This window comes from Arenibacter echinorum (assembly GCF_003259375.1).
GTDB classification, from domain to species: Bacteria; Bacteroidota; Bacteroidia; order Flavobacteriales; family Flavobacteriaceae; genus Arenibacter; species Arenibacter echinorum.
In genome coordinates this window covers 274,422-298,186 of record NZ_QLLN01000004.1, presented here as the reverse complement: position 1 = coordinate 298,186, position 23,765 = coordinate 274,422, and the positions used below count along the sequence as shown (strand labels likewise).

General features: G+C 40.3%; 17 protein-coding genes. 13 read left to right on the top strand and 4 right to left on the bottom strand.

All coding sequences use genetic code 11. The features are described 5' to 3' along the window. The 4 genes from LV92_RS11760 (at window position 1) to LV92_RS11745 (ending at window position 5,994) form a co-directional block, all read left to right on the top strand. Complete coding sequence (locus tag LV92_RS11760; protein ID WP_111623841.1) at window positions 1-1,563, top strand: sulfatase family protein; 1,563 nt, start codon at window positions 1-3, stop codon at window positions 1,561-1,563. A gap of 48 nt (window positions 1,564-1,611) precedes the next feature. After that, window positions 1,612-3,138, top strand: coding sequence for a sulfatase family protein (locus LV92_RS11755; RefSeq protein WP_111623840.1), 1,527 nt, complete (start codon window positions 1,612-1,614; stop codon window positions 3,136-3,138). Between the two features lie 171 nt (window positions 3,139-3,309). Beyond that, entirely contained in the window at window positions 3,310-4,776 is a 1,467-nt protein-coding gene (locus LV92_RS11750) for a sulfatase family protein (RefSeq protein ID WP_111623839.1), read from the top strand. 348 nt (window positions 4,777-5,124) lie between these two features. Continuing rightward, entirely contained in the window at window positions 5,125-5,994 is an 870-nt protein-coding gene (locus LV92_RS11745) for a phosphatase PAP2 family protein (protein WP_245946363.1), read from the top strand. A 673-nt stretch (window positions 5,995-6,667) separates the two neighbouring features. Here LV92_RS11745 and LV92_RS11740 read toward each other — a convergent pair. After that, complete coding sequence (locus tag LV92_RS11740) at window positions 6,668-7,111, bottom strand: hypothetical protein (RefSeq protein WP_111623837.1); 444 nt, start codon at window positions 7,109-7,111, stop codon at window positions 6,668-6,670. A 397-nt stretch (window positions 7,112-7,508) separates the two neighbouring features. On the opposite strand from LV92_RS11740, the gene LV92_RS11735 reads away from it, so the two are divergent. Further along, a complete protein-coding gene (locus LV92_RS11735; RefSeq protein ID WP_111623836.1) occupies window positions 7,509-8,417 on the top strand; it encodes a lysophospholipid acyltransferase family protein in 909 nt (302 codons plus the stop codon). 65 nt (window positions 8,418-8,482) lie between these two features. Here LV92_RS11735 and LV92_RS11730 read toward each other — a convergent pair whose 3' ends face one another. Genes LV92_RS11730 through LV92_RS11720 form a run of 3 tightly spaced genes read right to left on the bottom strand, consistent with a single transcriptional unit; the run spans window position 8,483 to window position 11,331 of the window. After that, the gene (locus LV92_RS11730; RefSeq protein ID WP_111623835.1) at window positions 8,483-9,256 is read right to left on the bottom strand and encodes a creatininase family protein; all 774 of its coding nucleotides are present in this window, start codon (window positions 9,254-9,256) and stop codon (window positions 8,483-8,485) included. A gap of 50 nt (window positions 9,257-9,306) precedes the next feature. Then, window positions 9,307-10,188, bottom strand: a complete 882-nt coding sequence (locus LV92_RS11725) for a phytanoyl-CoA dioxygenase family protein (RefSeq protein ID WP_111623834.1) — start codon at window positions 10,186-10,188, stop codon at window positions 9,307-9,309. Window positions 10,189-10,206: 18 nt separating this feature from the next. Then, the gene (locus LV92_RS11720; RefSeq protein WP_245946362.1) at window positions 10,207-11,331 is read right to left on the bottom strand and encodes a sialidase family protein; all 1,125 of its coding nucleotides are present in this window, start codon (window positions 11,329-11,331) and stop codon (window positions 10,207-10,209) included. 272 nt (window positions 11,332-11,603) lie between these two features. Here LV92_RS11720 and LV92_RS11715 point away from each other — a divergent pair, with 272 nt between their 5' ends. From LV92_RS11715 to iolD, 8 genes are all read left to right on the top strand, one after another. Beyond that, on the top strand, window positions 11,604-12,104 hold the full coding sequence (locus LV92_RS11715; protein WP_111623833.1) for a hypothetical protein: 501 nt from the start codon (window positions 11,604-11,606) through the stop codon (window positions 12,102-12,104). A gap of 693 nt (window positions 12,105-12,797) precedes the next feature. Then, window positions 12,798-15,746 (top strand): SusC/RagA family TonB-linked outer membrane protein, encoded by a 2,949-nt coding sequence (locus LV92_RS11710; protein ID WP_211322966.1) that lies wholly within the window; start codon window positions 12,798-12,800, stop codon window positions 15,744-15,746. A gap of 18 nt (window positions 15,747-15,764) precedes the next feature. Then, on the top strand, window positions 15,765-17,450 hold the full coding sequence (locus LV92_RS11705; protein WP_111623831.1) for a RagB/SusD family nutrient uptake outer membrane protein: 1,686 nt from the start codon (window positions 15,765-15,767) through the stop codon (window positions 17,448-17,450). A 320-nt stretch (window positions 17,451-17,770) separates the two neighbouring features. After that, window positions 17,771-18,796 carry a LacI family DNA-binding transcriptional regulator gene (locus LV92_RS11700; RefSeq protein ID WP_111623830.1) on the top strand — a complete coding sequence of 342 codons (1,026 nt, stop codon included), beginning with the start codon at window positions 17,771-17,773 and terminating at the stop codon, window positions 18,794-18,796. A 141-nt stretch (window positions 18,797-18,937) separates the two neighbouring features. Continuing rightward, entirely contained in the window at window positions 18,938-19,879 is a 942-nt protein-coding gene (locus LV92_RS11695) for a class II fructose-bisphosphate aldolase (protein ID WP_111623829.1), read from the top strand. 9 nt (window positions 19,880-19,888) lie between these two features. Continuing rightward, complete coding sequence (iolB, locus tag LV92_RS11690; RefSeq protein WP_111623828.1) at window positions 19,889-20,764, top strand: 5-deoxy-glucuronate isomerase; 876 nt, start codon at window positions 19,889-19,891, stop codon at window positions 20,762-20,764. Window positions 20,765-20,770: 6 nt separating this feature from the next. Then, window positions 20,771-21,784 carry a 5-dehydro-2-deoxygluconokinase gene (gene iolC, locus LV92_RS11685; RefSeq protein ID WP_111623827.1) on the top strand — a complete coding sequence of 338 codons (1,014 nt, stop codon included), beginning with the start codon at window positions 20,771-20,773 and terminating at the stop codon, window positions 21,782-21,784. Between the two features lie 115 nt (window positions 21,785-21,899). Next, window positions 21,900-23,759: a 3D-(3,5/4)-trihydroxycyclohexane-1,2-dione acylhydrolase (decyclizing) gene (gene iolD, locus LV92_RS11680; protein ID WP_111623826.1), complete on the top strand. Its 1,860-nt coding sequence runs from the start codon at window positions 21,900-21,902 to the stop codon at window positions 23,757-23,759. Window positions 23,760-23,765 lie beyond the last annotated feature (6 nt).

The window sequence follows — 23,765 nt, the reverse complement described above, 5'->3', positions numbered from 1 at the left end:
ATGAAAATTATTAAAAGGAATTTGTTCCATACCGCCATAATTGTGTTGCTTTTGGTGGGATGTAAATCCAAGGAAGAGAAAGTAGTCGCTACTGATGAAACTGCTAAAAAGCCCAATATTGTATTTATTTATATGGATGATTTGGGGTATGGCGATATGAGTGCCTATGGTGCAACGGAGATCAGCACCCCTAATATGGATGCATTGGCAACGGGCGGTGTGCAATTTACCAATGGTTATGCCTCCTCAGCTACTTGTACGCCAAGTAGGTATGCCATATTAACAGGTAGGTATCCATGGCGCAACAAAGATGCCAAAATATTGCCAGGAACAGCTCCTTTAATAATTGATACGGATCAAATGACTGTACCCAGAATGTTGCAAGGGGAAGGTTATGCCACCGGTATTGTGGGTAAATGGCATTTGGGACTTGGTAGCGGAAATGTGAATTGGAATGAAAGGGTGTCACCTGGCCCCAACGAAGTTGGTTTTGATTATTCCTATATTCTTGCTGCAACCCAGGATAGGGTGCCAACAGTGTATATTGCCGACGGTCACGTAGACGGATTGGATCCCAATGACCCCATTGAAGTTAGCTACGAGAAAAATTTTGAAGGGGAACCCACGGGATTGGACAATCCCGAACTGACTACTATGAAATGGCATCACGGTCATAACAACAGTATAGTGAATGGAGTTCCAAGAATTGGCTTTATGAAGGGTGGGGAGTCTGCCAAATGGAGCGATGTTGATATGGCGGACCATTTTCTGGCCAAAGCCCAACAGTATGTAAAAGAGCATAAAAACAAACCTTTCTTTTTGTACTATGCCTTGCAACAGCCACATGTACCACGTACACCACACCCGCGTTTTGCCGGAAAATCTGGAATGGGTCCAAGAGGGGATGTTATTTTGGAGGCAGATTGGATGATAGGGCAATTTATGAAAACCCTGGAAGACGAAGGAATCCTAGATAATACACTAATCGTCTTCTCAAGTGATAATGGCCCAGTAGTCAACGATGGTTATTATGACGACTCCGAAGAAAAATTGGGCAATCATACTCCTGCAGGAATTTTAAGGGGAGGTAAGTATAGTTTATTCGATGCTGGTACTAGAGTTCCATTTATTACCTATTGGAAAGGTACAATAGCGCCAGGTAAATCTGATGCCTTAGTATGCCAGTTAGACTTGCTTACTTCAATGGCCGCTTTGGTTGGAAGTGATAAGACAGGTGGGGATAGTGAGAATCTTTTGGATGCCTTTATGGGTAAATCCAAGGACGGAAGGGAAGAGTTGGTATTGGAAGCAACCTCCAGAACAGCCTTTAGGAAAGGTAATTGGGCTATGATTCCTCCATATAAGGGACCAGCGATAAACAAAATGGTAAACATTGAGTTGGGTAATGCAGAAGAGTATCAATTATATAATCTGGAAAACGATCCAAGTCAAAAGGAAAATCTGGCTAAATCCAATCCTGAAAAACTTCAGGAATTAATTGCGGACTTTGAAAAAATCAGAGGCAATTCAAATGACGGAATCCAAGACTTGGAACTCAAATAAGGTGTATTAATTACCCATAGCCAAGAAGAAAGAATTGAATCTTGATATATGAAAAAATCTGCCTTACATACCTTGTTGATCGGATGCTTGTTCCTGACTCTGGTAGCGAACGCTCAAAAGAGTAAGGAAAGGCCCAATATCCTGTTTTGCATTGCAGACGATGCATCCATGAAGAGTTTTGGAGCATATGGGGATACTTTTGTGAACACTCCAACTATTGACGGCCTGGCTAAAGAAGGGGTTGTTTTTAATAATGCGTATAACGGCAATCCAAAATGTTCCCCGGCAAGGGCCTGTATTCTTACAGGAAAATACAGTTGGCAACTCAAAGAGGCGGCGGATCACAATGGCCGTTTTCCTTCAGAGTTTAAGACCTATCCGCAATTATTGGCAAATGAGGGGTATAATGTAGGTTTTTCTGGTAAAGGATGGGGTCCCGGGGTGTATGATACTGCCGATAATCCGGCCGGACCGGAATACAACAGTATAAAAATAACACCCCCGTATGAGAGTATAAGTAATATAGATTATGCCGCCAACTTTGGTGCATTTTTGAACGAAAAGGGAGAGGAAAAACCTTTCTGTTTTTGGTTGGGGGCCAAGGAGCCCCATAGGGCCTATGAACTGGATTCTTGGAAAAAGGCAGGGCGCGAATTGAAAGAAGCAGTTGTGCCCCCCTTTTATCCGGATAACGACATAGTTCGTGGAGACCTATTGGATTATGCCAATGAGGTGGAATGGTACGATACCCAAGTGGGTAAGGCCATACAAATATTGAGGGAAAAAGGTTTGTTGGAAAATACAATGATAGTGGTTACCTCAGATCATGGGATGCCATTCCCTAGGGTAAAAGGACAAATATATGAGGAAGGCTTTCATATTCCATTGATCGTTTATTGGAAGGGTAAAATCTACCCTGGTCGTACCGTGAACGATTTTGTGAGTTTTTCCGATTTGGCACCAACATTTATGGCGGTAGTGGGGGCTAAACCACGTCGGCAAATGACAGGAGGAAGTCTTATAAAACAGTTGTTCTCTCCAAAATCTGGGCAAATAGACCCTGCCCGTGACCATGTATTATTGGGCAAGGAACGTCATGATGTTGGTCGTTCCGATCAGGACGGGACAGATTTGTCCTACCCGGTCCGTGCAATTCGGAATGATTCGTTACTCTACGTTCATAATATAAAACCAAAAAGATGGCCTGTTGGAAATCCCGAATACGGGTTTTTAAACTGCGATGGATCCCCAACCAAAACTTATCTTACAGATTTAAAACCAGGGGATAAGGAATACTTCTTTTTTGAAATGAATTTTGATAAAAGGCCGGAGCATGAGCTCTATAACATTCAAGAAGATCCACATTGTATCAATAATTTAGCCGATCTTCCCGAATATGCTGTGCAAATAAAAAAACTTCGCACTCAAATGGAAACAGAGCTTATGGCTCAGGGAGACCCACGAACCTTAGGCAATGGCGATATTTTTGATAATTATATCTACTACGGAAAGCGGTTGGATTATAAAACAGGGGAGCGTATATCTCCTTTGAATTATGTGAAGCAGGATGAATAATTTAGCACAGTTAAAGATATTGTTATGTCTCTATTCACACCAATGCTGCTGGTTCTCCCTGAATTAGGTCAGCACCTACTATTGCAAGAACCCAATGTGGTTTTGGTTTACAACCGGATAGCGAGCGGAAGAAATTATGACTCTTGTTTATTCTATTTAAAACGATAATTTATGAATTATAGGCTAATTATTATTTCCGCTTATTTGGGTTTAATGTTGACAGGCTGTAGTGAAAAAAAGGAAACACAGATAGCTTTACAGAAACAGGTAGAGAGGCCCAATATAATACTCTTTGTTGCTGATGACCATGGAACCGATGCCCTCGGGGCATACGGGAATAAGGTGATAAAAACCCCGAATCTGGATAAATTGGCCTCTGAAGGTGTACGTTTCAACAACGCCTATTGTACAACTGCCAGTTGTGCAGCCAGCAGATCGGTAATTCTTACCGGACTATTCGGCCATGCCACGGGTTCTTATGGGCATGTACATGATTACCATCATTTTAGCACCTATGATAAAGTGAAATCCTTACCGGTATTACTGGAAAAAGAAGGTTATGCAACTGCAAGAATAGGCAAGTACCACGTGGCTCCCGAATCGGTGTACCATTTTCAAGAGGAGTTAAAGGCCAACCCAAGAAACACTGTGGAAATGGCCGAGCAATGCCAGGGTATATTGGCTTCGGAAAAACCATTCTTTCTTTATTTCTGTACAGATGACCCACATCGTGCAGCCTCGACCAACCCAGGTCAATGGGATGCCCCGAACAGTTTCGGAAATAAGATGGAAGGGTATGCCGGAGTAGAAACCATAACATATAACCCCGAAGACGTTATTGTACCCGATTTTTTACCTGATTCCAAGGAAAGCAGGGAAGAAATTGCACAATATTATCAAAGTGTTTCCAGGATAGATCAGGGTTTTGGTAGGTTGATGCAGATGCTCAAGGAGTCGGGCAAGGCGGACAACACTATTGTAATCTATATTTCCGATAATGGAATGGCCTTTCCGGGTGCGAAAACCACCCTATATGAGCCTGGAATGAAATTGCCCTGTATAATTAAGGATCCCTCCTCAAAATTGAAGAACACTACATCTAACGCCATGATTTCATGGGTAGACCTAACCCCTACCATCTTGGATATGGCGAAAGTGGAAATAAAGGACAATTCATTTCATGGGCGTTCTTTTAAAGATGTACTTAATGTAAAGGAACCTGAAGGATGGGATCAAATATATGCCTCCCATACCTTTCATGAAATCACTATGTATTACCCCATGCGTGTGGTGCGCGACAAAAATTACAAGCTTATAAGAAACATAGCATGGCGATCGGAATATCCCTTTGCCTCGGACTTATGGGCAGCATCTACCTGGCAGGAAGTATATCGTAACAACAAGGAGTTTTACGGAAAAAGAAAAGTTCAAGACTATCTATTTCGTCCTGAATTTGAATTATTCGATTTGGAAAAAGATCCAGATGAAATGTTGAATTTGGCCAACGATCCAAACTATAAGGGAGTCATGGATGAAATGATCAAAAAAATGAAGGACTTTCAAATCAAAACCCGTGACCCTTGGTTGATTACTTGGGATCACGATAGCTCTCTTCAGGGAACAGGGGTAAATTTATAACGTATTGGTTTTGACTACAAACGGTCAATGTACATCAATTGTTTATTGCTTTCAACAGAAGTGGATCAATGATTCTGCTATCCAAGGTATGCGCTAATGGTTATTGGTAATAGGGATGGAATAGCTGTCCTGCAACTGTGGTGGGGTCGTTTTTTCGTTTCAAAGAAGTTTAAATGTAGTTTTATATGAATTGACCGCCCAACGAATAATGTTTGGATAAGTAATGATGAGGGGTTGAATGTTTAATTTGCCTGTATGAACCTATAAGGGTGGCAATTTCCGATATTATTTGCCTTTTATATACTGGAATACGATAATGTTTACAAATAAAACCATAATTGGTTAATTTTGGCTACAATTAAGATTGAGTTGCTGATGGCGGTAAAAGTGAAAGTAATTGGTTTTTGTTTAGTCCTATTCTTGTGTATTCCCAAATTGGAGGGGCAATCCCATGTTAAGGACACGCTAACAACATGGGAAATGTTGGGCTATGACGGGGCAAGTGCCTTTGGGGGATTAAAATATGCTTACTCCAGACCATTTCATTGGGGGAAAAAGGATTTTTTAACGGCAGGCGGCATAGTCTTGGGTACAGTCGCCTTATTTACTTTTGACGAGGAAAGTTCCAATTGGTTTCAGGGTCAGGAAGAGGATATACCAGGAGTTCTTAAGGAAACGGGCTATTATCTCGGAAAACCATTGTACAACTATTCCATCAACGGAGGAATATATCTAATAGGTCTTTTTACGAAGAATGAAGATTGGAGAAAAACAGGGGTGCTCTTAATTTCATCGGCCACTACGGTCGGTTTGATACAGACCGTTAGTAAAACTTTAGTGGGGAGGGCCAGGCCCATTGCCAATGTAGGAAAAGCAAGTTTTGAACCATTTAGTAACGAGGCTGCCTATCACAGTTTTCCGTCCGGGCACACCATATTGGCATTCACTACCTTCTATGCCATTGGTAAACAGTTTGAAAATCCTTGGGCCAAAGGCGGATTTTATACTTTGGGGCTTCTCTCCCCGGTAACCAGACTATGGAGCGGAGCACATTGGTTGACCGATGTAGCGCTGAGTATAGCAGTAAGTGTTGTGGTGGTCGATTCTATTGATAGGTATCTGGAGAAGGAAAGGTGTCCTGAGGAATTTTCCAAGGACAAAATTAGCTGGAGCCTTCAAATTGGTCCCGGCAGTATTGGTTTGAGGGGCTCTTTCTAAGAACAGAAAAAGGGTAATTTTTTTTTGGCTTCTGTTTAGGGCAATAGAAGCTGCTTTAATGGTTTTTTGCAAACTACCTATTGGTAATCTTGCTGGCTGAAAGACTTTTTTATATGAAAATGAACATTCAGCTGAAGGCTTCTTTAAGAATAAAAATATTAGGGGATGGACCAATTGGCCCATCCCCTTTAATTGGTTTTAATAGGTTCTTTTTTTAACGATTTTGTAGGTGATAAGTGCTAAGGCTATAAGCAGACAAAAAACTATTGAGATAAATGGATTATTGTCTATTAGCTTTACAATTGGGGTCACTATTTCCATATTATTAATTTATTTCGGAGTATCTAAAAAATAGACCAAGGTTAAACGATTTTTTTCTTTAGATATTTTATCTGTACAAAGGTTGCTCAGAAACTTCTTAAATAAATTGCAAAACACTCCCAAACTTTGTTAAAACTGACGGAAGCAGGATGATGGGTGTAATAATTTTAATGTTTTGAACTAAACTTTTTGGGCAAAAGGAGACTTAATATGTAATACCAATTTTGATGCTATCACATCTGTTGCTGAATATATAGGTACGGTTAAATTATTTTTTCACTAGGACAATGGTCTTTTTGTTGTCTACATCAATGCAGTAGAATATGCTTCCCATAGTGATCATCAATTATCTCTAGTTGAGCAATCTATTTCCTTTGTCCTTTTTCATCACCTTGGATACCAATTTGAAAAGTCGTGACTTGAGTTCCCTGTAACCAACAGTATATCGGGCCATTTCTGAATTCAATTGCCAATGGGTTTCAGTATAGGCTTTTTCCATTTTCAATTGATCTATTTGGTCCAACATGATCTCCAATTGGTTCTCATGGGCCTGTACTTTTTTCATAAGCACGATAACTTCCTTTTCGGCATCTGTTATAGCTCCTATAATGTCTTTGCTTTCGTTAAACACCGCCGAATCTGTTAATTGTAAAGTGTACGATTTTACCAAATCGTTCAAGAACAGCTGTTCGTCCCTAATGAATTTTAATTCGGACATCCATTTTAGACTGGCCTCGTGCATTTCGTTGGGGTCTAGCCACTCCATCATACTTTTATTATTTATTGCAGCACTCATAATTTTGTGTTTTAGATTAAATACATGATTCTTTAGGTTTTTATATTCCCAATATTTACAAGCTTAATTCTTAATCTCAAAAGGTGGTAAGGGATAAAAAATGGTTGGTAGTAGCAAATTTTTATACCTGCAACCTTAAAGTTAGGAAATTGAAAAGCGCAGGTAAATGATTTTGGTCATTTTTAAAAATTGATATTAACTTTTTTGTTCTCTTGATAATCGGGCTGTTGTCAATTGTCTTAAAATCAATATATTAGTATGATTTTGAATAGTATTAACAAATTCTTACCGTTTCAGATTTTACGGTAATGGGGAAGTATTTATAATTTTGCATATTGCCATTGCAGTGAATCAAAAATGCCGTGGTTTTTATTTGGAGAACTTAAGACTGAACAGGATGACATACCTTTCAAAAGTTAAATTTCTGCCCTTCTATGCAGTTTCCATACTACCGATGGGGGCACTTTATGTAGTCTCGGATATGATGTATTTTCTGGCATACCAGATAGTAGGCTATCGGAAAAAGGTGGTGTTCAGTAACCTCAGAAACGCATTTCCTTCCAAGAGTGAAGAGGAGATAGGGCAGATCGCCAAAGATTTTTATAGACATTTCTGCGATATCGTTTTGGAATCGTTTAAAAGGTTGACGATAAGGGAGAAGGAAATAAAAAAACGCTTGCTCATCAAGAATCCGGAGTTGATCCAAAAATATGTTGATGACCAACGAAGTATCCTCATGTACACTGGGCATCAAGGTAATTGGGAATGGTTGGTTTTTTTGCCTTTAATGTTTCCCTATAGCTCCAATACATTTTACAAACCTATCAAAAACAAATATTTTGAAGAGTTGTTCAAAAATATGCGGGAAAGGTTTGGTGTAAATTGTGTGGAATCGGACAAGGGATTTAGGACCATTATAGACAATCATCAAAGGAAGGTACTTACCTTAAATTGTATGATCGGCGATCAAAGTCCAACCAAAAAGAGTTCCAAATACTGGTATAATTTTTTAAATCAGGAGACTGCCTTTTTTGTCGGTGCCGATAAAATTGCCAAAAAAACAGATCAGGTAGTTCTGTTTCCGTTCTTCAAAAAATTGAAAAGGGGTTATTACGAATTGGAATTTCGGATTATAGAGGATCACCCACAAATAAGAAACAATTTTGAAATATTGGAAAAATACGCCCAACAATTGGAACAGGCCATTATCAGTGCTCCCGAGTTGTGGTTGTGGAGCCATAGACGATGGAAGTTAAGAAGGGAGGACTTTCCGGTTGTAGATAAATTGGAATATGTTACTAAATAAAGAAGGTGTACAGCCCTTGGATAGACCTCCTAATTACAAATTGAAGTTTTATTAAAAAATTATTGTTATTCGTACATATCATCTAAATCGGCATGGTGCAGCGCTACAAAAAAATCTGCAATACCGTCTGTCACTGCCCTAAAGTAGTTTGCTCCATTTTCCGGGCTGGCCATTTTAGGATTTCCTACACCAGTATCCTTTGTTACCTCGGTCCATTTACGTTGAGCGGAAACCCATCCATCTTTTAATCCTTTTATTTTGAAAGTTTTGGCATCTCCATCTCCAGCTTCGTCCAGTGGCAATACCAAATTAGGGGTTAAGTGCATCACAACGGCGGTTTCCAATTCCCCTGCATGATCGCCAGGTTCATGAAAATAGTCGGACGCCTTGGCAGCCTGCCACCAATTTAGGGAGCAAACAAAGACAGTGGGATATATTATGCTCAGTTCTCTAATAATCTGCTTGAAATTATTGCCTCCGTGACCGTTTACGATAACTAATTTGTGAATACTATTGGCTTCCAGTACCTGAACCAAATCTTTTAATACTGCCATTTGAGTACTTGGATTCATGTTTATACACAGATCAACATCCATTTGTCCGGTATTCACCCCAAAAGGAATATTGGGCAGGACTATTACCTTCGCCTCTTTGGACCAAGCCTTTTTAGCAGCTTCAATGGCAGCATTTTCAGCTAAGATATTATCAGTTCCATAGGGTAAATGGTAGTTGTGGGCCTCAGTAGCACCCCATGGCAATATGGCCACAGTATATTCCTCTGTCTTTACATTTTTCCAATTGGTTTCGGCAAGTACGTAGGGTCTTGGATCAGACTTCATAATAAGGTTACTAAAGGTTTGATGAGTATTTTAACATTGAACTTATTGCTTTATTTTCCGGAATATAATTTTGGAAAGAACTTGCCTTCCATTTTATTGCCTTTGGGTACTCTGGGAACTCCTGCCAAAAGTTCATCGTCCGTATTGCTAACCGTGCCATCGGCAAACACATTAAGTACGAACGCCCGCCTACTTCTTTCCGACTTGTTTTCATAGGAGCCATGTACCATAAGTGGATGATGAAATGTTGCATAGCCTTTTTTTAATTCGATGGGGGTGGGCTTAAATTGCTCTTTTTGTTCCGGGCTAAGATATTTCATTAGCCCGTCCATATCACCTGCCAATGAAGGCGCATCCAAAAGACCCCATTTATGGCTTTTGGGGATATAGTGAAGGCAGCCATTTTCTGTGGTGGCATCATCCAATCCCGTCCAGCAGGTAAGGTGTTGCATGGCTATTGTCCTGGTCCAATAGGAGTAGTCTTGGTGCCAAGCTACTACACCACCGTGAAGAGCAGGTTTACAGAATAATTGGTCGTGCCAAAACCTAACTGATTTGTTTTCCAATAATTGATGTGCGGCCATAGTAAAAGCTGGATTCCACAATACATCATGAAACCCGGGGGTTATCCGCCAATGTCCTAGGGAATGGAATAAAACTGAGTTTGGGTCTTGGGATTCGTTACTGTGAAATTCATAGAACAAATCATGTGCAGGATGATCTGGATCCATTATTTCTGCCAATTCCCGGTTTAACAAATCTACCTGCCATTCCTCCAAAAGTTTTATGCCGGAAACATAGCCGAATTCGTGAAAGTGGGCTAGCTGTTCATCGGATAATTTGTATTGTTCCCATTCCTCAGCTGTTTTGGGCTGTTGAAACATTTCCGAGACAGGACTATGCCTATCTGCTAAATCTTTTACTGCTGACATAAATACGGATTTTAAATGTTATTTATTCGGTTTTTTGTATGTGTCTTTTCCATCGGTCAACCAATTCAAAGAAAAGCTTACAAAGGCATTTTCGGTATGGTCGTCCTTTTCAAAAAACAGACCAATATCGCCATTGTCCATAATGGTCATAGAGGAATAGGCGGAATCACCCTCATAAATCGTTTTACCCTCGGACCAGGTTTTGCCCTCGTCATAACTTATTCTAACAGTCATGTTAACACGATCTTTATCACTTTTGGCATTGGAGAACAACAATCTATTTTTGTTATAACCATCTGCCTTGGCAGTAAAGCGAATAATACTGGCGTTGCATCCGGGATCGATCAAAAGAGGTTCCTCAATTGTTTTCCAGGATTTGCCTTCGTCCTGGGACATGTGGATATGACGAATACCAGTGTTGTTTGACCTTGAATTTACCATCCAGCTGCCATCAGCAAGTTCCACTATTTTGGATTCATCTGCAGGGAAAAGTGGGGTATCTCTAAAAAACCAAGTTTTACCATGGTCATTACTGCCAAAAACTCGTAGCCCGTTATTTAGATTTACCATGCAGTGGAGAAGGGCACCAGATCTGGTCTGTATGCCACGACCGGAGGTGATAAACTTAAAATCGTTGTGCCATTCCTGTTTCGTAATTTGAGGGGTAATATCTTCAGGCTGGCTCCAGGTCTTTCCGTTGTCTTTACTTTTTATGACATGTAAGTAATATACGTCTTTCTCATTGTCCAAATCCATAAAATTATAAAACAGAAATATTTCCTTGGTGATATTGTCCACGATCATAGAGGGGTCGGAAGCTGATTTCCCTAGTGGGAAATCCACTATTTTTTCTATTGGGGACCATGTTTTACCGTTATCGGAACTTCTTCGAATCACAATATTGATATCCTTGCTCCATTTTAAATCATCACAGGATGGTACCCGTTCATCTATGGCCACGATCAGGTCGCCGTTGGCAGCGGTGGCCATGGCTGGAATACGGTAGCAGGAAACATTGGGGTTATCTGAAGAGTTAAACAAATCCAGGTAATTTATAACTCCGTCTGCAATTTGGAAGTTTTTGTTCTGCCCAAATAAAGTGGTGACCATAAGTAGGTAAATAATAGTGAATGTTTTTTTCAAGAGTAGCATCACTTTTTTTTATGCAATTTTAAATAGATTAATAATTCATTATTTAAAGATATTTTTAAAATATCACATTTACTAATTAGGTTATTGCATATTCGTTTTTACATGTTCTTTGTGCAGATAACCATTTCTTCATTGAGACCGAAAATAATGGAATATTTTAAAAATCAGTTTTCCCACAACCATTTTTGCCGCTTTTACAACAAAAATGTGGTCTGGTCTAAGGAAGACCCTAGATTTATACCGACCAATAAAAACTAACATTTATGAAAACGGTACTTATAACCTTTGTTTTTGCACTTCTAGGGACGGGCTTGTATGCCCAAAAAGGGATGAAAATAGGAATTCATGGAGGGTTGCCCCTGGATGAATTCCAAGATCAGCTTAGTCTAGTTGCCGGAGTGGATCTTGGATATAGATGGGGTTTAAGTGAAATTATAGACCTTGGGGTTATGGTAGGTTTCGTAAATGGATTTCCGGAAAAATATGATAGGGACCTTTTTGCCGAGGATTTGCCCAATATTCAATTTATGCCACTCGCCGCATCTATTAGATTTTGGACATCAAATTCATTCTCCATTGGTGGTGATGTTGGTCAGGCTATAGGAATAAACGACGGCAATGACGGCGGATTGTACTATAGGCCAACAATAGCTTATTTAATGGGGGCCCAGACAGAAGTCAATATTTCTTATACAGGTATAGAATTGGACGGTGCTACTTGGTCCACCCTTACTCTTGGGGTGCTTTATACTTTCGATTTTTAAAAGCTTGTATTTATAGACAGCTCAATGGGGTTATATAGTATTTCAGGAAAAATTATCGCTGATCCAAAAGGGGTATTTTTTTACCCTTAATCTTAATAGAAATATTCCTTGATTGCTCGCTAAATTTAATTTAGCGATTTTACACTTCATCATAATAGCCTGAACATGGTACTATAATGTTAAGTTATGGTTACCCTGTTAAAAATATGGGTATTTGGCACTTCATTGGGATTACAACCAAACTACTAGCTGGGAAAACATCACTATAACTACAGTTCAGTGAATCCATTAGTGATGAAATTTATAGATTTCGTCAGCAACTACTGTGTAAATTCATTGCCGGCACATACCTATATATGATGTGCTTATAAATGTTTGTACAACAAAACCAGGTCTTTGTTATTAAACTGTAAAGCCAAGGTAAAATCACAATACCGCTTCATTTTCGTACTTGCATTTATATAGTTTTGCCGAGAATAACCAAGTGTTGATTAATCGGTAGCGTAATTAAAGGTCTTTGACAATGGACTCTTGTGATTTTTTACTAGGCATTAAGGGATATATGTCCGTAAGAAATTTCTGCCCAACCAAAGCAATGCAAACCTTTGCATAGTTTTTAAAGTCCTTAAAATTCCGATATCGTTAAATTAGTGTTAAATTGGTTATGACAAAACTAATTTAAACCATGAAAATATGAAGAAACTGAAATTTTTGATGTTTGTCTTTGTGATAGGCACATCTATGACATCATGGGCACAGACCACTATTACCGGTACGGTGTCCGATGAACAGAATGTTCCCTTGCCAGGTGCAACAGTGCTGGAAAAAGGAACTAAGAATGGAACTACCACCGATTTTGATGGGAATTTTACCATTCAAGTATCGGATGAAAGCGCAATTCTCGCGGTGTCTTTTTTAGGGTATGCAACCTCAGAAATACCGCTAAATGGTCAAAGCAATGTAAGCATATCGTTACAGGAAGACTCCTCATTATTGGACGAGGTGGTCGTAGTTGGCTATGGAACTCAAAAAATTAAGGACGTAACAGGTGCGGTTAAAAGGGTTACCAGTGAAGACTTCAATAAAGGAGTTGTAAACAATGCAGGTCAACTTATACAGGGTAAGGCTGCGGGTGTAAATGTCACCTCTTCAAGTGGTGAGCCTGGTAGTGGACAACGCATAGTAATTCGTGGACAAGGGACTATCCGTTCAGGGTCAGGGCCATTATTTGTTTTGGATGGTTTTCCTCTTGGCTTGGCAGGTACGGGTTCAAGTGAAAGTCCTTTGAATTTTATAAATCCAGACGACATAGAATCCATTGATGTGCTAAAAGATGCATCGGCAACGGCAATCTATGGTTCAAGAGGTGCTAATGGAGTGGTTATTATTACGACTAAAAGCGGAAAGGCCGGTGTTTCAAAAATATCACTTTCTACCGATGTAGGTGTTTCTACACTGGCACGTAAATTGGATGTATTCAGTGCTGATGAATTTCGAAGGGAAGTGGCAGCAATTCCTGGGAGTGAACTGATAGATGGAGGAGGTTCTACCGATTGGCAAGAAGAACTGACCCGGGCCGCAATTACGCAAAATTACAATCTGGTTTTATCCGGGGGTACCGATAAATTAAATTATTACGCTTCATTAGGGCTACAGGATCAGGAAGGTATTGTTTATAATTCCGACCTAAAAAGAACAAGTGCCAGGATTAACGTAACCCAAAAATTATTGGATAATCGATTAAGAATTGATTATAATTTAAATACGACGCTTACCGATCAATCCAGAAATAATAATTTGGGGTATTCTACCAACCCTACATTTAACGCATATACAGCGGATGGAGAAATTAACAATCCTCTTAATTGGAACAATCCTTTATTGTCCAATAAGTATAATGGGGATTTTTCCGAATCTAGAAGAATATTGATTAACATAGCACCTTCTTTCGAAATTTTGGATGGTCTGGTATACAAACTAAATTATGGCTATGAAAATAGATCGTCAGATAGGGATCAGCAAACTATCGCCAATAGTGATAGAAATGATTTAGGTTTTTTAAGACAGTCCTTTGGAAAATATGAAAATAACCTTATTGAAAACTACTTGACATATACTTTTGATGTAGGAGAACACAATCTAAGTATTTTAGGGGGTCACTCCTATCAAAAGACATTTGCAAGAAATAGTAGTTGGTCCATTGACGAATTTCCATCAGATACTGGTATAGACCCTCGTAATAACCCAGGACTGGGAGGGGATACCAATATAACTGACCATAGACCTACTGGAAGTACCTATGAAGACGAATTACAGTCATATTTTGGCAGGGCCAATTGGAGTTTTATGGATAGGTATCTATTTACCGCAACGGTAAGAGCTGATGGTTCCTCAAAATTTGGTAAAAACAACAAATATGGAGTGTTCTCGTCCTTTGCAGGATCTTGGAGAATTATTGAAGAAGATTTTATGGAGGGGTCCATCTTTAGCGATTTAAAATTAAGAGCGGGATGGGGGCAAACTGGAAATCAGGAAATTCCAGGGAAAATTACAAAAGCCTCCTTTAGAGTTAGTAACTCTAGTAATGTAAGTTATCCAATAGATCAAAATGGTGCTTATCCAGTGGGATCTGAATATACCCGATTTGCCAACCCGGACATTCAATGGGAGGTTTCAACCCAATCCAATGTGGGTGTTGATTTCGGATTATTTGATGGTAGTTTAACAGGTACTGTAGATTATTTCCATAAAGTGTCGGACAATATATTATTGGAGGTTGTCCCAGTAGACCCTATTGTTCCGGCACCAACGTATTGGACCAATGTTCCCGACATGACCATTACCAACAAAGGACTTGAAGTTGCACTTGATTATTCAAAACGTAATCCTGATGGTTTGTCTTACGGATTTGGAGGAAATGCCACTTTTATTGATAATTTAGTGGAGGATTCTCCCTTTACTATTGTAACTACCGGATCCGCATCTGGCCAAGGCCTTACGGATGCTACCATTAATGGATTTGTAAGCGGAGAGGCCATTGGCGCTTTTTATATGCAAACATTTACTGGAATTGGCCCGGACGGACTTTCAGAGTTTGCTGACACTGATGGGGATGGTGAGATAACCGAAAAGGATCGAACTATTGTTGGAAGTGCTTTACCGGACATGACCTATAATTTTTATGCAAATTTCAAGTATAAAGGGTTCGATTTCAATGTGAATTTTAATGGAGTATCCGGAAATGAAATTTATGACCATACGGCTATGGGAAGTTTCTATAAAACCTTATTGAGCAAATCCAATAATACTACGGCTGCTGCGATTGAATATCCAGAAGAAAGTATTATTAATTCAGCTGCCGTTTCCACACGATATTTAAAGGACGGTTCTTATTTAAGATTGAATAATATGACCTTTGGATATTCGTTCGACACTAAATCCATGTCGTGGGCCTCAAACTGGCTTCAAGAATTTAGGTTAAGCTTTACGGGCCAAAATCTATTTGTAATTACAGATTACGATGGGTATGACCCTGAGGTGAATACTGATAGTTCAACCAACGGAATTCAATCCTTTGGTATAGATAAGTTCGCCTATCCAAAGGCAAGAACATTTGTTTTTGGTGTGAATGTATCCTTTTAATAAAAAATATAATTAGATATGAAAAACAAGATAAAATTAGCACTGTTGTTCGTCAGCATGTTATTGAATTGGAATTGTACGGATCTTGAAGAGAATGTTTTGGACGAATCTTTGAATCCTAGTACAGAAGGTATTGATGAAGCTGTAGCAGCTATAGCTCCTGTGTATGCAAATGCAAATAATGACATTTATAGGCACACCATATATTTTGCCATGCAGGAAATCTCTACGGATGAGGCCATATTGCCTTATAGAGGTGGTACGGACTGGGGCGATGGAGGAAAATTTTCGGATTTATACCGTCATGCAATGACTCCGGGAAATGCCATTATGAAAGACGTTTGGAACGGGGTTACCAAACATATAGCCAGATCCGTAAGTGCTATTAATGCCTTGGAGCCATTGACTGAAACAAATCCTCAAGCGGTGGTTTATTTGGCAGAAGCCAAGGCTATGAGGGCTTGGTTCAACCATATTTTATTGGACGCATTTGGTTTAGTATTCGTAAAGGATAATATTGATGATCAATCGGTAATATTAAGAGGTAGTGAGGCGGTCGACTATTTAATAAGTGAACTGAAGGCTGCTGAACCCGACCTGTCAACTACTACGGCAGTAGGGCCAGGTAGAATGACAAAGACAGGTGTTCAGGCTTTATTGGCAAGGATTTATTTAAATGCTGCAGTTTATAGGGATCCTTATGGAACACCTAATTTCAGTCCTGCAGATATGGATGCGGTAATCCAATATACCAACCAGGTAATTAATTCTGGTGAGCATGCACTTTCTGCAGAATATTTTGAAATATTCGATGATGAAAACCATACCAATACGGAATTAATCTTTGCTTTAGATCAACGTCCAGATTTGGATGGTCATAATCGTATGGCTTATTTCTCCATGTCAGGTGACTTTTACCCTCTTCCAGAATTTCCTAGTGCTAACGGAACGGATGCCGCGGCAATTACTCCAGATTTTTATCAAACTTGGGTAGATGCTTATGGCGATGTAGATCCAGCTGAGGCCGATCCCAGATTTCATAAAGATAATCTGATCAATGAACCGGGTTGTGTGAGTGCTGCGGATTTTGAAGTGGATAGGGGAATTTATAGAGGCCTTTTGTATGGTTTGCAACACGATCAAGGTGGAGATCCCTTTGAGCGATGCGATGGTGACAATTATGTAGTGGACTTGGTTGTAAACCGTAGGTCCGAGGTGGGTGATCCAGTTTTTCATTCATTGGAGATCGATTTTACTACCAATAGTTCACATAGTAATGGTTATAGGGTGTTGAAGTATGAATTTAGTAAAACTTCCGATTCCGGTAGAAACAAAGGTCAAGCCGATCTTGTGGTTCTGCGCTTAGCCGATATGTACCTGATGCGTGCAGAAGCAATGTTAAGAAAGGGCGATGCCGGTGCGGCACTTGCTGATGTTAATTTAGTTAGAGCATCTAGAACCGCTAGGCATATTGCACCGGCACTGGATGCCATGGATCTTGATTTATTGTATCGTGAGCGTGGTTTTGAATTTTATTGGGAATTTCAAAGACGTACGGATATGATTCGTTTTGGAAAGTATGAGGACTCTTATACCGAAAAAACAAATTCCGATCCACAGAAACGTCTTATGCCAATTCCTCAAAGTGCAGTGGATGGTGCATCCATACTTGATGGATATTTGGTTCAAAATGCTGGATATTAGATAGATAAATAAGTATTAACTTGTGATAAGGGTGGGCAATTTTTTGCCCACCCTTATTGCTTGTAGGGTTATTTAGGATATCAAGATAATTCTGAAGATATTCTATTTAGAGATGCTTCATTTTATATTGATTTATTATTTTTCATGGGCTTAACTTAGGACGTTCATTTAGAAATTTTGTTGTAATTTGGTTACAATGTGCAATTCGTTAATTTGGGACTATAATTGGTTAGATAGCAATTTTTGGTTTTATAAGGTTGACAATTTGTAATAAATGGGAATATGAAAAGGATAGTTAGAATTGGAAATAACAATTTATTATGAAGAAGGGCCGTGTTACCATTAAAGACATCGCGCGCGAGCTGAACATAGCTCCATCAACAGTGTCCAGGGCCTTGAACGATCATCCGGCTTTAAAAAAAGAAACCAAGGACGCTGTAAAGGCACTGGCGGAAGCATTGGATTATCAGCCTAATCTTTTGGCGTTGAACCTTTTGCAAAAAAAATCCAATACTATTGGGGTGATTGTGCCAGAAATTACGGGACATTTTTTTTCCGCAATAATTACCGGGATACAGGACGTAATCGTTGATTCCGAATACAATATTATGATTTGCTTGTCCAACGAATCCTATGAGGAAGAGTTGACCATTGTAAAGAGATTATCCAAGATCCAGATAGATGGGGTCTTAGTAGCACCGTCATCAGAGACCAAGAATTTTGATCATTTCCGTAGGCTTCAAAAAAGTGGTATTCCCGTGGTAGTTTTTGACAGGGACTGTCCGGGATTGGAGGCAGATAAAGTATTGGTAGATGATTATTTTGGGGCATTCCAGGCAGTGGAGTACCTAATTGGCACAGGCTGTAAAAACATAGCGCACCTAGGAGGTCCATTAAACCTTAGTACTACAGAGCAAAGGCTACAGGGGTATATGGATGCTCTCGAAAAAAATAAGGTTCCCGTGAATAGGGATTATATTGTACATGTTCCAGGGTTTTCGCATAAAGACGCCGTAAAGGCCACTAAAAAGTTATTGGAACTCCAAAAGCATCCTGATGCAATTTTCGCCTACAACGATAAGATAGCCATATCTGCCATGCATATCGTAAAAAAAATGGGTTTGCAAATTCCCGATGAGGTTTCCGTCCTAGGGTTCGATGATGAGCCCCATTCGTCTTTTATTACCCCCTCTTTATCTACCGTTTGGCAACCGGTTTATAGTATGGGAATGCTTTCAGCCAGAATTTTATTAAGTCATTTGAACAACAAGAATAATATACTGGATTTTCGAAAGGAGGTCTTTAAGCCAGAACTAGTTATAAGGGCCTCTTCCAAGGAGAAATAAGGAATTATAATGCGAAGGCTGAGCTTCTTCATAATGCAAACCTTTGCATAGACATTTAATACGAAATTCTTCGAAAGATTAATTATTTATTGTTATTTGTATAAAATATTAAGGGTATAAATAATTATATCAAAATTTTGCATGCAAGTTTCATCTAAAATTTTTTTTGAACACTGTTATGGCAAATATGCCATAGCAGCGGTCAATGTTTTTACCATGGAACAGGTTCTCGGGCTTTTTAGTGCGGGAGAAAGGGCAAATGCCCCTTTTCTGGTCCAAATTACACCAGCGGCAAGGAATTATGCCCATCCCGAAATGCTCATTGGGATGATTCGGGCTGCTTCCAAAATATACCCAAAAGCGGTGTACTCCGTTCATATGGATCATGGGAACGAGGAACATGCTTTTAATGCAATACAATCCAACGATTATGACTCAATAATGATCGATGCCTCCCATGATAATTTTAATGGGAACGTAAAAAGGACCAAAGCAGTGGTAGTGGAGGCACATAAAAAAAATATTGTTGTAGAGGCAGAACTGGGAGTGCTGAGCGGTGTTGAAGATGATCTGTCTATAGACGAAAAACATGCCAAATACACTCAGCCTTCAGAAGTGCAGGAATTTGTGGAATTAACCGGCTGTGATAGTTTGGCGGTAGCGGTAGGTACCAGTCATGGAGCTTATAAGTTTTCTGGTGGAGACGGTATTCAGTTTAAAATATTAGCGGAAATTCAGCGGAGATTGCCTAAATTCCCTATAGTGTTGCATGGTGGCTCTGCCGTTAATTTTGAAGAAATAGAACGGATTAACAGGGCAGGAGGGCATTTGAATGAAGGTGCCTCCGGAGTTGCACCAGATGAGATTGTTAAATCTATTGCATACGGAGTTTGTAAGATCAATATAGCAACAGATACCAGACTATTGTGGACGAGAGTACATAGGGAATTCTTCAGGGATACCCCTGAGCTTTTCGATCCCGTAATTCCGGGGAAAACATATATGGCGGAGTACGAAAAATTTATGCTGGAAAAATTCGATCTTTTAGGAGCTACAGGTAAAGTAAGCGACTTGAGATTTTAAGATAAAACTATGGAACATAAATCGCATTTGCAGATCAAACCAAAATCAAAAACAGGGATATATCACCGGATAACTCCAGAATCGGCTAACTGGGAATACCTCAATTTTGAGGCTAGGCTAATGACCAAAGGTGAAACTTGGCAACACGAAACCCAGGATAACGAAATGGTGATAGTGTTGCTTAGCGGTAATTTTAAAGTGGAGAGCGATAAGGGAAACTGGGAAACAAAAAATGGCAGAAAGGACGTCTTTAGTGGGGTGGCCCATACACTATACCTATCGCGTAACAGTTCGTTCACCTTAACGGCAATGAGTGATAGTTTGGATATTGGATATGGTTGGTGCAAGGTCGAGGAGGATTTCCCTGCAAAATTTGTGACCCCAGAGGACACGCCTGTAGTTATTTTTGGAGGTGACAATGCCACAAGACAGTTCAATGATCTGGTGCCACCGGGTTTTGGTTGTAGCAAAATAGTGGTGCGTGAGGTATATACACCTTCCGGCAATTGGAGTTCTTTTCCGGCCCACAAACATGATGAACGCATTGTAGACGCTGAAGGTACGGTTTTGGAACCAATACAAGAGGAGACGTATTTCTATAAATTTCAAAAACCGGAGGCATATGCCATACAACAGGTCTATACCAAGGACAGGTCCTTGGACGAGATAGTTAGGCCTAGGCATAACGATGTGGTGCTGATACCCAAAGGTTTTCATCCTGTGGTAGCGGAACATGGTTTTCATTGTTATTACCTTAATTTCTTGGCCGGTACGGACCAGTGCCTGGCCAATACAACAGATCCCGATCATGAATGGATTTACGATTCCTGGACATCAAAGGATAAAAGATTGCCCTTGGTAACGGCTGAAATGAATAAACAATAAGTAGAAATGAGCGATAAAAAATTTGACGTAATCACGTTTGGAAGATCTAGTATCGATCTTTATTCACAGAATATTGGTTCGCCATTTAATGATATTAAGGGGTTTGATGCCTTTGTGGGAGGGTCTCCCTTGAATATAGCAGTGGGATGTGCGAGATTGGGTGTTAATGCCAGTCTTTTAACTGCGGTAGGTAACGATAAAGTGGGCGAGTTTATCCTCAATTTCTTGAAAGGGGAAGGGGTAAATACCCATTGCATCCCTGTAAAAAATGGCACTAGGAGTAGTGCGGTGGTATTGGGGATAGAGCCCCCGGATAAGTTTCCCTTGGTCTATTACAGGGATAATGCGGCAGATAGTCAGGTTGATATTGATGACGTGGACAAAGCCAATATTCCGGACTATAAAATATTATTGATCAATGGTACTGCATTAAATATAGAACCGACTAGGAGTGCTACTTTTTATGCCACGGAAATCGCCAACAGAAATGATGTGGATGTAGTGCTTGATCTGGATTTTAGGGCTGACCAATGGCACGATTACAGGGCCTTTGGGCTGACAGTAAGGGCTATTTTGCCCAGGGTTAAAATGGCCATTGGTACGGAAGAGGAAATTCTTGCGGCCACGCTGATCGATTCCTCCCAAGTAACCATTAAGGAACAACAGATTTCCGCCCCGGAAATTAAAGGTGATATAGATGTATCCATTAAACAACTGCTTTCCTCGGGCATAGAGACACTTATCGTAAAACGGGGAGAGAAGGGTGCCAGTATTTACCAAAAGGATGGTTCCAGAGAGGATGTTCCAGGATTTCCAGTAGAGGTATTGAATGTGCTGGGTGCAGGTGATGCCTTCGCCAGTGGATTTTTATATGGAATACTACAAGGGTGGGATTTGAAAAAGGCCTGCCGAATGGGTAATGCCAGTGGTGCGCAAGTGGTTACTAAAAAGGGTTGTGCCAACTTTATGCCAACCTTGGAAGAATCCATGGATTTTATAGCTCAAAAGGGCGGATTTTAATTCTAAAAGCGATGAAATGCCCATTAACGGCTTTATCAAGCCTCCCGATAGCTATCGGGACGATATGTTCTCAGGGCATTCCATCTGACCTATTAAAACAAACAAAGAAGAACAGATGAAAACAAAAAGACTTACAGTGGCCCAGGCCACAATTGCATACCTTAAGAATCAATATGTAGAACGCGATGGCAAGCAGAACAAATTTTTTGCCGGTTGTTTGGGGATATTGGGACATGGAAACGTAGCGGGAATAGGACAGGCATTACACCAAAATCTCGACTTCCCCTTTTATGTAGCTAGGAACGAGCAGGGAATGGTTCATACGGCAGCGGCCTTTGCCAGAGTAAAGAATAGGTTGCAGACCTTTGTTTGTACGTCCTCCATTGGGCCAGGGGCTACCAATATGCTCACCGGAGCGGCAGCGGCCACCATCAATAGGATTCCTGTCCTTTTGATTCCTGGAGATATATTTGCTACCAGACAGGTCGCCCCGGTATTGCAGCAGTTAGAATCTAACGTAACCCAGGATATATCCGTTAATGATTGCTTTAAGCCTGTTTCCAAATATTGGGACAGGATCAATAGGCCGGAACAATTAATTACCTCCCTGCCAGAAGTAATGCGTGTATTGACATCTCAGGCCGAAACAGGAGCGGTTACTCTTTGTATTCCGCAGGATGTACAGGCAGAAGCTTATGATTTTCCCGAGGAAATGTTCCAGAAACGGGTTTGGTACGTGGGCAGAACTATGCCGGACCAAACACTTTTATCCAGGGCAATAGCTCAAATCAAGGAAAGTAAGAGGCCAATAATCATAGCAGGAGGCGGCGCTATTTATAGCGATGCAACTGAAATATTAAAAAAAATGGTCAATAGAACGGGGATTCCCGTGGCCGAAACCTTTGCAGGAAAAGGCTCCTTGGATTATAATGAACCACAGAACTTGGGCGCGGCAGGGGTAACAGGAACACCAGGAGCCATAGAGATGGCAAAGGAGGCCGACCTAGTAATAGGGGTAGGTACCAGATATAGTGATTTTACTACCATCTCCAAATCTGCGTTTCAAGATCCCAAGGTGCGTTTTATCAATATAAATGTTACGGAATTCGATTCCTTTAAACACGGTGCCCTTCCTTTGGTAGGGGATGCCAAGGCCATTTTGGAAACCTTGGACAAGGAGCTTTCGAATTATGAAGTAAATCTGAATTATCGTAAAAAAGTAGAAAACCTTAATAAGAGCTGGGACCAATTTGTAGAGAATATCTATGCGGAAAAGAATGAGGTACCCGCATTTCAAGGAGAGGTGATCGGCGCCGTGAATTCCTTTTCCAACCCTAATGACATTGTGCTTTGTGCCGCCGGTAGCCTGCCAGGAGACCTTCATAAATTGTGGCGTACCCGAAACCCGAAAGGCTTCCATTTGGAATATGGTTATTCCTGTATGGGTTATGAGATTGCTGGTGGATTGGGGGCCAAAATGGCACGCCCTGAAAGTGAAATATATGTAATGGTGGGCGATGGAAGTTACCTAATGATGTCCCAGGAGATTGTAACATCGATCCAAGAAAAACAAAAAATGACCATTATTTTATTGAATAATGATGGTTATTCCAGTATTGGTAGCTTGTCCAGTTCTCTTGGAAGCGAAGGCTTTGGCACATACTACCGTTATAGAAATGATGAGACAGACCAATTGGACGGAGGAAAGTTGCCCATAGATTATGCAGCCAATGCCGCGAGTATGGGAGCCCATGTAATTAAAGCTGCCAATGTAAAGGAATTGAATGCGGCACTTGAAAAAGCCAAAACCATAGACAAGACTACCGTAATCTATATTGAGGTAGACCGTAAAAAGGCTGTCCCAGGATTTGCCTGGTGGGATGTGGCCGTAGCCGAAGTATCCGAGAAAGATAGCGTGAAGAGTTCTTTGAAGACCTCTATTGAAAACAAGAAGACCCAGAAATATTATTTATAGACCATA